The sequence below is a fragment of the Bacteroides sp. RTP31139st1_H2_RTP31139_211217 genome (assembly GCF_040227615.1).
GTDB classification, from domain to species: domain Bacteria; phylum Bacteroidota; class Bacteroidia; order Bacteroidales; family Bacteroidaceae; genus Bacteroides; species Bacteroides uniformis.
In genome coordinates this window covers 18505-31918 of the sequence record NZ_JBCNZM010000046.1, presented here as the reverse complement: position 1 = coordinate 31918, position 13414 = coordinate 18505, and the positions used below count along the sequence as shown (strand labels likewise).

Below are 13414 nucleotides of genomic sequence, written 5' to 3'. Positions count from 1 at the left end.
TTTCATTATGTCCTCATTTATAATCAGTTGTATTTCTTCCGGAGGAAGTGAATCTTGGGTGTGGTTGGTCAGGTGATAGAGTAAATGTTTATGTGTATAACTGTTCTGTTGTACGGTGTATTTTTCGGACATCCGCTTTATCATGTCCACTTTTTGTTCATAATAGGGATATATGAACCGGTTATTGATAATGATATTCAAGATATTGGCATCAGGATGATTGAGCAGTGACTTGTCCAGCCGGTTCTCGAAGAAATCCCTTGCGACTCCTCCTTCTTCCGGAGTCTTTACCTTATTGAACATTTCGGAGACAACGTAGGGCGAATGATTCAAAATCTGTTGCTCTTCCGGAGTAATACAATCGGGAGTTTCTCCGAACAGTGCCTGATACGCCTCTTCATAATTTGATATTTTCAGAATGAATTGTACGATTGTTCTTATATTTCGAGATTCATCGCCGTTTTGGGGACGATGTCTCTTCATATGTGCCTTGATTTCCTTTAGGGTCATGCGTTGGTATAGGATACCTTGTGTGTGCTGGCTCGGGTAATCCAGTAAAGACTGGTCTGCTTCCAGTAAATGGTATTTATGGAACAGTTCCTCGCATTCCTTAATCCCGCTATAAGTGGAGGTCGTATCCAATAAGTCGTTCAGGTAGATTTCACCCACTTTCAGTTTGGTCTTGTTTTCTTCTTCTTGCTGCTCCAGCCTTTCCATAAAAGTGTTGAAGATTCCTTTGGCCTGCTCAAAATTTTTAGCCTTTTGGAGCATAAAGTTCAATGAGTAGCCATCACAGTTATTCCCCATACGGTTCCATAAATCATAGGCATAAGAGGACGGTATGTTTTCGAGTGCTCCATTCAACACTTCGGTCTTGTTCAGGAACATACTGGTATCCTCTTTTTTGTCGACAGACAGTTCTGTCAGTTCGTTGAAGAATGCAACCAGCTCTTCCGGCTGGCTGAATCTTTTGAAAACTTCCAGCCAGGTATAGGGAGCAATAAAGTTGAAGAAAAAGACTGCATCGTCGTGGGGAACTACCCCTTTATCATTCTTCTGCAAGAAGTTCTTGATGTCGTGTATGTCAGCCAGAGTCTGTGCTTTATGCATAAGCTGCCTGGCGAAATTACGTATTCTTTTCTCTTTCAGTTCTGTCAGATAAGTCTCATTGTTGCTTTCCTGTCCATGGGCGCTCTCTGCAGAATCGGAGAAGAAATCATCTATGTCGTCATCATCGGCACTTGGGGAAGCTTCGTATATAAAGGAAGCGTTGAGGTATATTTCTTTGGCTTCGTCCATGTCGAGGAACCGTACCAATTCTGTCTGAAATTCAATATACGAGTTTTCTATATACTTGTCTTGCATTTGCCCTTGTTCATTGAGCAAATCCTTGTGTACAATGTCCTTATCTTGTTGTGTCTGCAGTCTGGGTAAGAGCCACCGCAGCACATTCAGTTCTCTCCTATTATATTTTTTTGTTAATTTCCAAATATGGATGGCCTCTGCATTGGTAGGAGCAAAATTGGCTATATTGCCAATATAGGCGTCCACCCAATCAATGGAAACGCCTTCCGGGTTTGTTCCCAGTTCCTTACTTGTATATAGCGTTTGTTCGTTTTTATAAATGCGGCTTACAACATCATTGATGATATACTGTTGGAGTTCGGGGGCATTTACCGAACAGTTTTTCACCCGATGCAGGATCTTGGTTGTATTTTTGAAAAAGTTCGGTCTGTCTTTGTAGTAGATATAGCGGAATATGCCCTTTATGGCTTTCTTTTCAGTTGCCAGTAGGTCATCGGACGGTTCACTGCTATAGTACTGGAAAACCTGGGTTACTATGATGTCTTCAACTTCAAATGTGTCCTTTTCAATGTCCTGATAATAAATCAAATCATCTACTTTGCCTGCCAATTCACAGATGGTGCTTCTGTCGGCCTTTTCGTAACTGTTCTCATAGGTGAATTTGAGGAAATCGAGCAATAGGTCTATTTTATTGCGGCTTCTCTTTTTCCACATCCACAAACATTTTATGGCGTGGCAGAGTTGTCGAAGCATGGATTTCTGCAGGTTGCTTAAATTGCTGTTCTGGAACTGGTTGTTATATCTGGTCTTGATTCTGTCTATGTCGAAAAACAAGGAACCGATAGTCATGCCGGCTTCGGGTCGGAGTTTAAGATAGCCGTATGTCCTGAGCTCGCGGGCATATTCATTTATTTTTTTGAAGGATAAAGGTTTGATGCCCACTTCGACTATGGCCGGAGGAACCATTTCATTGAAAGTAAGCATGGATTTCACTTCCTTGAAGCTATAGCTTGTAGTGGCAATAACCTTGAAGTCCGGATTGCCGATGTGAAGGATTTCCGATAACTTGCGAAGTAATTCTCTGTCAATGGGTATCGGCTTTTCATTCTCTTCTTTCCAAAACAACAGCTGCAAATCGTCCAGTAGAAGAATTTTTTTGCCATGCTGGAATTGGGATACAGAAAGCCGTTCTAACTGTTCTTTGGTCGTATCGGCATTCAAAATGACCACATAATATTCCTGAGGGAGCTTTTTCAGCATTCGGCAAACGGCAATAGTCTTTCCCGAAGTGGATTGACCGGTGACGATGATTGTCTTGTTTGTGCTGTCAAACTCCTCTTTAAGTTTGTTGTCTACTTCCGGACGGATAAAATAGTAGTCCAGGTTGCCTCTGCGACGGTTGGCTTGGCTGTTGGGAATAATTTTATCATACTCCATCTTATGGCAAGAGATTGCGCAAAAGGGATTATTGAGAAAACTTTCACGATCCTTGACCAACGCGTCCCTTAGCTGCTCCAGCGTATTGCACTGCTTCTCATACCGCTCGATAACGGTATCGTCGTCCAGGTGCTTTTGCATGTATTCCGCATAGAAGTCTTTCCATAAAGTAGTGTTTGTCCAGTCTTCCTGGGTGTATTCCAATGTCGGATTCTGATAGAAATAGATATGTTTGTTGGATGCATTTTCGATGGCAACATTAAACTCTCCGATGGTCTTGGAGCGTATCCAGTTTCCGGCGAAGAAGATGATGACGTCACATTGCCTTATCTCTGAATTTATGATTTCCTGCGTATCGCCTTTAGCTAAATCGTTGTCTCCATTTTTTTCGTGCCGGTGCACTACAATATTGAGTTCGCTGTTGTTTCTTTCCGTCAGGACTTTTTCCATTAAATCCCTTTCTTTCTGAAAACTCAGCGAAGAGGCTATAAATACATGGTATGTTTTCATAATATAGTGTTGGTTACTTTCTATGTGTTGTTGTTTACGACTAGCGGAATGCCGGCTGTGATACATCTGTCATACGCTTTTGAGCTTTCCTTCAATTCATCATACGGACGTATATCGGGATGCACAAAGCGTTTCTTTTTGAAGATGTCTCCCATTTCCTTGCTGCCATAGATTAACTCTTCTTCTTCGGCGGTGGGTTTACGGAAGCCAAGCAGCAGCTTCTCCATGTTCCAACGGTTATGTTCGACTTCGGCAAGCAATGTTATCTGGTCGTTGTCCAGTTTCACGTAACCATCCGTAATGCCTATGGAGCGTAGCTTGGGACTAATGGAATATGCACTGTACAAATTGGACCACTGAAGGGATACGGACAGTTTGTTCCATGAGTCTTTCAGCTCATTGTCAGGTGGGCATGATTGAGGCACATTTCCATATTTATTCTTGAAATCGTATATATAATTGATGATTTGTCCCTCCCTCCGGCTTTTTTTGTCCAAGTCGTAACAGTTGTCCAGCATTCCAAAAGGAAAAACATGGGAATATTTATGAATCGCTTCATCTTTCTTTTTACTGTTAAGCATATTGAGCAGTGCACTGGAGGTTTCCTGACGGACAAAAACTGGGATGTTTTCATCATATACATCGTCCGGCAGATATAATCCCATTGCCATGCTTTGAGGAGGATAATTGAGGCAGACGGCAATCGTCAATACTTGGCCTGAGTCATGTACCCATTCTTTAATTAGGTTCTGGATGGCAGGAGTTTCCGCACGGCCTTTGATAAATTCGAATTCCACATCCAGAAAGTCTGCATCTTTTCCTTTAAAACGGGTGGGAAGGACAAATCTCTCGTGCCTTTCGTCCTTGCTCATGTCGTAATAATGGGTAGACGATATCTCGAAATAATGGCGGTATCGTCCACAAAAGAAATTCATTTCCCGGTCGGCATTTTCATCAATGAAGGTAATGACACTTTTTATGTTCTTGTCCCGGCAGAAGTTTGGAAAATGCAACAGATGGGCAGCTTCCACTCCTATTGCCACTCCCATACGGCTCATACCGATGATAACAAGATGAACATGCTTTTCGCTTTCATAGGTTATTGCCTCACGGTCGAGAGGAGGATATTCAATACAGTTCTCCCCTTTTCCGTATTGCCGGCTTACCAATATCTTTTTGGCCCAGCCCTCGTAGAAGTTAAAGGGATGGAATTCTATATATTTTCTCCATTCGGCAGACAAATCGGTCAGTTGGAAAGCGGCAAAAGTAGTCTGATATTCGAAAAGAACGGTGAATGGTATGAGGGAACATTTATTGCATCGTTTATGAATGTCAACTATCTTTTTCAGGCAGTCTATGTTCAGTGAGTCATGGTCATGTTCGTTCCTCTCTCCGATAAGGAATACTTCGCGCGCTTTGGTAGTATAGAGTTTTTCCAACTCCTCGATAGAGTCGCGCCGGGCACGCAGCACCACAATTCTTTTTTCATTTTTGGCATCCAGTTCCGTATGGATTTTGCTACGGATTTCTTGTGCCGGTTGGGTACTCTGAATCAGAATATGGCAATTCCCATAATGTGTGTCATCGCAAATTTGCTGGATAAGAGTGGGGACCATGTTGTCAAAACCGATAATGACGATGTGGTTTTGCAAAGGGTAAACGATATCGCCTTCACGATATCGCTCAACTCTGCGTTCCAGCATATTGGAGATTACGGATATCAATAATCCGCAGAACAAAATTAATCCCAGCACTACGACCAATAGAGAGAACCAACGCAGATAAGGTGGTACTTCCACAATATTCCCCGGATCAATGAACAGACAAATCAACTGAAGCAAACGCCCCATAGGTACGTCTTTATCAATACCGGTCCATTCTTCAAGAGACGGCTCAGGAAAGATAAATGCAAAACTTACCAGATATATCAATAAGAAAACAGTTACTATGACTCCGAAAAGCCAAGCAAGCTGCCTCCATCCTTTTCCGGAAAAAGAGCGGTCAAAATGAAGGGCAAAAAGTCTTGTTAGCAGATTCATATTTGTTTTGTCATTAGGCAGTTTCCTTTTTTTCAGTTTCTTGTTTCAATTCTTTTCTGATATTCTCTTTCAGTTTATTGATTTCTTTCTCATCGTTATTGATAATCTCCCGTTTTTCTTTTTCCTGATACAAGGATGCAAGAATGTTTCTTTCTTGTTCCAGATTCAATGAGAATACATCTATTAATCTCTTGATACATAGAAAAAAACAGATGCATACGCTAAGGGAAATGATGGCATGGAGTGTCATCAGGTAGGTCATTCCACGCGATGGAAAGAATTGAATAAGGTTTTGGAATGTAGTGCATGTCACAATCAATGCTGCAACCAGAAAGAGAATGATAAAGGCAGGAATCACGAATTTCCACCAGTGCCGGATAGGATAATACTTGTTCTCACTCGTCCTCATAGTACTATAATAGATATTGGATTATTATTTCTTCTGTATGTCGAATCCCAGTTTCATAATCAGTTTCAGTGTCTGTATGGCTGTTTGCCGGTCGTATTCTCGTTCTGAGTCCGGTAACTCTTCGTATGGTACAAGTCCGGGATGTGTCTTTAATTCATCATTGCGTGTCTCTCCGTATTTCCATCCTTCTTTCACTCTTCCCAAAGCCCATACTTCATGCACATTGCGTGCCATGGCTTCTGTGAGTTCCGTCAAATTATCCGGTAAAGTGATATTTTCTGCGTTCAAAGGGGACGGTGTGTATGTTTTCATTTTCTGTTATTTAAAATGTGGAAGTAAAAAGTTTATTGGTAGCAATATTAGGCATTTCGGACGACAGAAACAAAAAAAAGGAAAGCTATTTCCAAAAAAACATGCAGATTACAATGGAAAAAACATTGCAACCTGCATATAAATCGGGAGAAGCGTGAATTATAAGTTAGCTTCCGTCACTACCTGCCCGTCAAACAGATTGATGATACGTCCGGCAAATCCGGCATCATGTTGTGAGTGTGTCACCATGACAATCGTAGTGCCTTCCTTATTCAGTTCATTCAGTAGTTCCATTACCTCTTTTCCGTTCTTTGAATCGAGGTTACCGGTAGGCTCATCGGCAAGTATCAGTTTAGGGTTTGATACGACTGCACGGGCGATTGCCACGCGTTGCTGTTGTCCGCCGGACAATTGTTGCGGGAAGTGCTTGCTGCGGTGCATGATTGCCATACGCTCCATAGCGGTTTCCACCCGGCGCTTGCGTTCGGTGGCAGGAATGCCCATGTAGAGTAGCGGCAGTTCGATGTTTTCGTATACATTCAGCTCATCAATCAGGTTGAAACTTTGGAATACAAAGCCGATGACTCCTTTACGCAAGTTGGTACGTTGGGCTTCTGTATATTTGGATACTTCCGTCCCATTCAAGTAATATTCTCCGGATGTAGGATTGTCCAACAGACCGAGGATATTCAGTAAAGTGGATTTTCCGCAGCCTGAAGGTCCCATGATAGCAACAAACTCCCCTTCTTTCACTTCAATGTTTACGTCGTTCAAAGCCAGAGTCTGTACTTCCTCGGTCTTGAAAATCTTCTGTAAGTTTACTGTCTTAATCATAATGCTTTGTTTTTATGGGTTATAAATATATTATTTCTTACTCGGATTTGATGCAGTCAATCGGATTTGTTTTGTTCAGCAAATAACTTTGCAGACACACTGTGACGGCAGATATTATCCAGACAATACATAGTGGCAATAGAAAGTCCATAACGGTGAAGGGGGCTTTATAGGCAAACTGTTCATGCCAATGGTGCATGAGCCAATAGACAATGGGGACAGCTAGAATATATGCAAGCAGAATTTGCAGGCAGAATGGTTTATTCAGCAACAGCACGATTTGTCGGGATGTTGCTCCATGAATCTTGCGAATGCTGATTTCGCGGATACGCTGGCGAGTGGCATACCATGAAATGCCGAATAAGCCGAAGCAGGTCAATATCAAGCCAATCAGAGAATAGGCGATAAGGAGTTTGGAGAGAGACAAGACTTTACCATTGCGTTTCATAAAGTCTTGGTGCATGTCTGTGTATTGAAATATCTCCCCTTCATTCATCTTTTCCCATATTTGGGCTATTTGATGTAGTGTTTCTTGTTTATTGCTTTCAATCAGCTTAATCTGCAGATAGTTGGCACCCGACATTCTCTCTGTAGGTGGAAGGTAAAGTATGACCGGGGTAATTTCATTTTCCAATGAACTGAACGGGAAGTCCTCTAATACACCGCCGATGATGTATAAAGAATCGGCAGACTGGTCAAATTCTTTCAAAGGTTTTCCAATGGCATTTATTCCTGCTGGAATCAGCATTCTGACATAGCTTTCGTTGACCAGTGCAGGATAGGCATATTGTTTTTGCAGTTGTTCGGGAGCGTTGCCGGACAAGAGTTTGAACCCCATCGTTTTTACCAGATTGGCATCACTATACAGCATTAATAGGTAGGAACTTTTTTCCGTACCGTCGGCTTGTTTGATGGATAGCTCACGTATCCATGAATTCAATATGGAGCCTTGTGACAGGGCGATGGACTCTATTCCTTGTACATGTTTCTCCAGCTCTTCTTTAAGTATTGTAGCCGGTGCGGCATTGAAATCTCCTATTTCAATCCGATTTTCGTAACAGTAGGCCCGTTCCTTGATGAGATTGATTTGTTCATTGGCAACGAGAGTAGCGAATATCAGCCCTATAGAAATGGAAAACTGAAGAATGATCAGCAAAGCTATGAAACGTTGTTTCTTTTTACCTCCGTAAAGCGTCTTGTATTCGCTGAATGAGAGTTGTGAAAGTCTATGGCTGATATACCAGGCAGGGACAATGGACATAACTAGTACAAAGAGCACTAACAAGGGTAGCATCTGTAGGCTGAAAAAGAAATGTACGTTTAAATGGGATGCAAATAATCCATTGAAAAAAGACAGACAGTCGTTGATGATGAGTAAAGATAATCCGAATGCCAGCAGCACAGTGAGGAATGCATCACCAAACAGTTGGATGCGGATATCCTTCAAGCTGCTTCCCATCAGTTTCTCCACATGTATCATTTTGAGCTGTTGCAATACACGGCTCAGGCTCATGTTGGTATAGTTGCAGCAGGCTATGATAAGTACCAACAAGGCGGCAGCAAGGCTGATATACAATAATTGCACATTACTTTGATTGATATACGGCAGAGGTTGTTGTGTATCGTAGTCCGGTGTAGTAAAGTAGATGTCGGACAGAGGGTCGACGTAATATTGTGTCTTTTCCGGAATCAAAGTGGGAATTTTGTCGTGGTTGATTTTTTCGGTAAACTGTTGGGCATCGGTATTTGGAATTAGTTTCAGAAACGTCATTCCACCCCAAAAGTCTTTGTTATTCCCGGTAATCATGTCGAATTGGAGCAATGATTGTGACCGTGACTTTAATATGGCTGCCACTTCATAACTTTGGGTATCAGTCATGGTTTTTATTTCCAGCAATTCTCCTAATGGATTTTTATCTCCAAACAGTTTATGTGCAAAAGCTTCACTGAGTGCTACTTTGCCCGGTTGTTCCAATACTTGCTTTAAACTACCGGCAATGGGATGATAGTGGAAGAAATGTTGCAAAGTAGTATCGGCAGATATAAAGGTTATATCGTGGTAAATCTCCCCTCCATATTTACAATATTGTGGAACCAGAGAATTGATACGCAGGTAGTCTTCCACTTCTGCATATTTTTCTTTCAGCATAGGGGGAATATTGGCATCAGCATAGGCCACCTTGCTTCCGTCCTGCATCGGATTATCCTGACGCAGACAGAAAATACGGTTCTTGTCCCGATTGCCACTCTCTATATTGTAATCATGTACATAATAGGTGAACAGCAAGTTTGTACATGCTAGCCCTATAGCCAGACTGACTATAGAAATGAAGAAGAAAACTTTGTTTCTCCACCAACTGCGGGTAATTATTTTTAGGATTGTAAGTATGGTCATAATCTTTAGGTAAATATATTTTCTTATTCGTTTTTAATGACTTCTGCCGGATTTGTCCTTGCTATTTTCAGAATACGGAAAATAATAGTCAGAGTAGTAATGACAGCTACGATTATGAAGATTGAAATCCAAAATAGCGGGCCATCATTAAAGAATACGATATACATGTTTTTCCATAACTGCAGTATGGCATAACATAAAGGAAATGCCATTGTTGCCGAGAGTACAAGCTGATAAATATACGTACGGGCAAACAATATGATAATCTGTTTCAATCCTGCACCATTTACTTTACGGATTGCCACTTCCTTTTGTCTGCGTTCCGTATCCAGTGTGATTGCCGAATAGACGCCTAATAAAGTGATTATAAGGCTGACAAATGAGAAGAATAAGATTATCCCTTTCATGTTGTTCTCGATGGCTTGCGCTTGGTGAATGTCTTCCTGCAAGGTCGAAATGTGTAATTGTATACTCGGTGGAAGATTCTCTTCCAGCATTTTCTTAACGAAAGCCTCTACTTCTTCTGCTTTTCCGGGTACACACTTCAAATAGCAATGACCTACATAATATTTGAAATCACAAGGCAGAAAGACGAAGCCCTGGCTCTGATTGTAAGTGTCGGCTACAAAATCGGAACAAATGCCGCATACCGTGTAGCTATCTTGATAATTGTACAAGGTGGTTCCCAGTAAATCCTTCTTTATACGTTCTACCAATTTACGGTCTGCTACCATGTCACTATTTGTCTTCAGGACATGCCCGGAGAGAATGGGGATATTCATAAACTCGAAAAAGTTATTAGGAACATTCATTATATTGACTTCAAGGCTACTTTCCCGGTTATCTTTTTCTGTCTGCATGCTTGTTCCCGAAATACCTTTCAGATAATTAATATCTGTCAGCATTTTATCTTTTATATCCGGATGTTGACTGATGCGCTCTATGAGAGCAAGCTTTTCGTCATTTTTCATAAAACGGTAATCCATAGGAATACTGATGATTTCGGACTTTTCTTTTTCTGTCAGTGTGTTGAACAGTGTGGAACCGGTCTTGTTAGCCTGCAAATATAAAGCGACTGTAAAGACTATGAATAACCAACAGATGAAAAATTGGATACCCAAAAGACAATTTCGTATCTTCTGTTTGTGGCGTTTGGATTTGTTCTTGTAAATACTTGACTGGATGGAGGCATGCTTCATCCTCCATACGGTAAACAAGCAGAGTAATAAGCATAGTAAAATAACGCCTGCCATATATTCTATTGTCTGTATCAATAATAGGTCCCGTTCAATGACTAATGTGAAATCAAATAAAGAGAATGAAAGGTAAGGGGTAAATATTTCTATCAGACAGAAAGTCAATAAGAAGGCTATGAACGAAATGATAATGGCTTGGGTAAAAAGTAACCAAAATAGTTTGTTGCCATTACTTCCATTCACTTTACGAATGCCGAACTCGTGCGAACGGTTCAGATAACTCCCCGTCAAAAAATGAAAAAAGTTGAGTAGACCAGTCAGTAGAATCAAAAGGCCGACAATGAATGTGATTCCGGCAAAGTAAGGGGCAACGGATTTCTCCCGAAAAAGTTTTCCGAAATTCGAGGCTGATACGGTATTTTTCTCATTGAATATTGTGTGCTTCAAGTCCATTGCACGGAAACTGGCTTCAAGTTGCGCGGATGTTTTGCCCGGACGAAGAAGAGCAAAAGTAAGTCCACCGGTCATACTGTCTCGTCCATCGAATTGTATAAGTCCTTCGCTGTCGTTCAAGATTAACATATCAATCTTTTGGAGAAAGCTAAGGCTGGTATTCAATGGAATATCTTCTATTATCGCTTGTATGGTATAGATGGTACCTCCTGTTCGTGGTGTGGTATCAGGTGAAGAGAAAAGCCGTTGTGCTAAGGTCATTCGCTTTCCTATCGGATTCTCTCCGAGACCAAATATTTTGTGTGCCAGAGAGCGTGTCAGTATCACGGCATTGGGAGTTTGCGATGCTACAGCCCATGAACCTTGTAATACTTCCGGGGTGAACACGCTATGGTAGGCTGTATCTACTTCCATAGCATATAAATCTTCGTAAGGCAGTTCTTCCTTGTCGATAGTTTCCACATTGTAGCTACGTGGGCGGGGATAGGCAACAAAAGTAAATGCTTCTACTTCTTGGAATTGCAATTGGCGCAGACTCTCAAACAACGTAGCGGGAGTTCCGGAATAAGGTTCTTCTGCTGGAGTGTATAGGTTTATGTCTGCAATGCGTTCCCAGTGGGTAAAGCACTTGTCGGTAGAATTTATATAGCGGCTGCAATATAGGCAGATACTAAAACAAAGTATACCTACCGACAGTCCGATGATAGAGATGATATTCTGTGCCTTGTACTTTAATAGGTTTCTGAATGCTGTTTTAATATAATGTCTTATCATAATAGTATCATTATTGTATTATTCGCTTTTGATTACTTCCGCCGGATTCTGTCGTGCAGCCTTTTTTACTTGATAAACCAATGTTAATATGGAAATTAATGATATGATGATTGCTGCAATAATGAACAACCAACTGCTGATGTTGGCTTTGTAGGCAAAATCTTTCAGATAAATGGTTATTCCCCAATAAGATATAGAAATGGCAATCAAAAATGACATTGCTAATATGATAATGTATTTTTTGAGTAATAACAATAAAATTTCCTTATGTGTAGCGCCATGTACTTTTCGTATAGCTATTTCCCGGTATCTTTGTTGTATGTCAAATAAGGACAATCCAAACAAAGCTATTGAGGATATTAGAATGGCCATAAAGGCGAAAAAGGAATAGGTAATAGTTATTTGCTTGTCTGACTTATAGAGATTCTCAACTTCCTGTTTTGCAAAAGTATAATTGAAGGCTCCATCAGCATTGTCGTTGTGTAGGTTTTCCAGGAAGGCAACGGCATCTTTTTGATGTCCTGGAGCAATTTTAGCTTGCAAAGGAATTTGTGAAAGATATGTTTCACCGTATATAAAAGCTATAGGAAGAACCGGTTGGGATAAATGTCCGCAATAAAAATCTTCGACGATACCTATAATCTGATAAGGGCTCAAATCCCTACGCGGCCATAAAGGTTGTTGGGGTTCCAGCCGGGCATTGATTGCGCTTTCGAGTCCGAAGAGTTGCATGGCTTTTTGATTGAGAATCAGTTTTGCTTCACCTTCATGGTCGATGTCGGCATCCCATAAACGTCCCTGGGATAAACGGAAGCCATGAAATCTTATTTCTTCTTCTGTTATGGGAATGCAATACAATTGTTTGAAATTGGCTTCTCCGAGCTTACGGAAAAGTACCGGAGATTCTGTGAAATATTCATAAGGGGATAAAGAGTAATTCCATGCCGTGAATAAAGGAGAGGCATTCATTGCAGTGGATATATTTTCTTTGGAGGCTTTGCGCAAGGAGGTCTGTTTCAGATATTCTGCTTCAGTGGTAGGCTGTTTGCGTTCATAGCGTTCAAAATGGACTTTAACGATAGAGTCTGTGTCATAGCCTAAATCTATATGAGTCATTTCATACAGTTGTTTGGCGAAGAACATGGAAACAACTATTAGAATGAATGCCACGATATACTGAATACTCAGATAGAGGTTTCTTACAACAGACGATTTTTCACCACTGCCTATTTTCCGTAATGAATGGATAGGCGTGTTGTATTTGAATTTAAAAAACGGATAGATTGAAGCTGTCAATGGCTGTAAAATCAGGATAGCTATGGTTATTCCTATGTCAAATATACCATTAGGTTGTTGAATGACATCAAAATAGTTATTTAAGGGAAAGACGGAAATCTCGACAAGGAACCAGGCTATAAATAATGATACAAGTGTCAGACATAAATTCTCGATATATAGTTGGGAGAATAGCTGTGCTGAATTGTTTCCAAAAACCTTCTTTAGTCTGAATTCTTTGCTTCGTTTCAATAATACAACCGTATAAAGACTCATAAAATTGAAGATGCCTACAATTAAAATTAGTACAGCAACAAGTGCCAATAGATGTAGCTGTGGTAAATTCCCCCTTTGCAGCATGTCCTGCCAAACATCAATGGCTGGATGAAAATACACTTCACGCATGGGAAGCAGTTGATACCTGAATTCAACATCCGCAGCACGTGGAGATTGCCGGAACGCTGCATGCCGTGCA

8 protein-coding genes are annotated in these 13414 nt (G+C 41.0%); all 8 read right to left on the bottom strand.

Annotated elements, in window-relative coordinates:
- Positions 1-3252, bottom strand: a 3252-nt coding sequence (locus ABUA47_RS09870) for a hypothetical protein (RefSeq protein ID WP_349831573.1), incomplete at its 3' end; no start/stop codon positions are given.
- Between the two features lie 20 nt (positions 3253-3272).
- Complete coding sequence (locus ABUA47_RS09865; protein WP_022402414.1) at positions 3273-5291, bottom strand: hypothetical protein; 2019 nt, start codon at positions 5289-5291, stop codon at positions 3273-3275.
- Between the two features lie 13 nt (positions 5292-5304).
- Positions 5305-5700, bottom strand: a complete 396-nt coding sequence (locus ABUA47_RS09860) for a hypothetical protein (protein ID WP_022402415.1) — start codon at positions 5698-5700, stop codon at positions 5305-5307.
- 24 nt (positions 5701-5724) lie between these two features.
- Complete coding sequence (locus ABUA47_RS09855) at positions 5725-6012, bottom strand: RyR domain-containing protein (protein ID WP_005837162.1); 288 nt, start codon at positions 6010-6012, stop codon at positions 5725-5727.
- A gap of 159 nt (positions 6013-6171) precedes the next feature.
- Positions 6172-6846 (bottom strand): ABC transporter ATP-binding protein, encoded by a 675-nt coding sequence (locus tag ABUA47_RS09850; RefSeq protein WP_005837161.1) that lies wholly within the window; start codon positions 6844-6846, stop codon positions 6172-6174.
- A 37-nt stretch (positions 6847-6883) separates the two neighbouring features.
- Entirely contained in the window at positions 6884-9241 is a 2358-nt protein-coding gene (locus ABUA47_RS09845; RefSeq protein WP_035448547.1) for an ABC transporter permease, read from the bottom strand.
- A 23-nt stretch (positions 9242-9264) separates the two neighbouring features.
- Positions 9265-11664, bottom strand: a complete 2400-nt coding sequence (locus ABUA47_RS09840; RefSeq protein ID WP_008664546.1) for an ABC transporter permease — start codon at positions 11662-11664, stop codon at positions 9265-9267.
- 18 nt (positions 11665-11682) lie between these two features.
- Positions 11683-13414: ABC transporter permease (locus ABUA47_RS09835; RefSeq protein ID WP_349831571.1), on the bottom strand; the 1732-nt coding region annotated here is incomplete at its 5' end.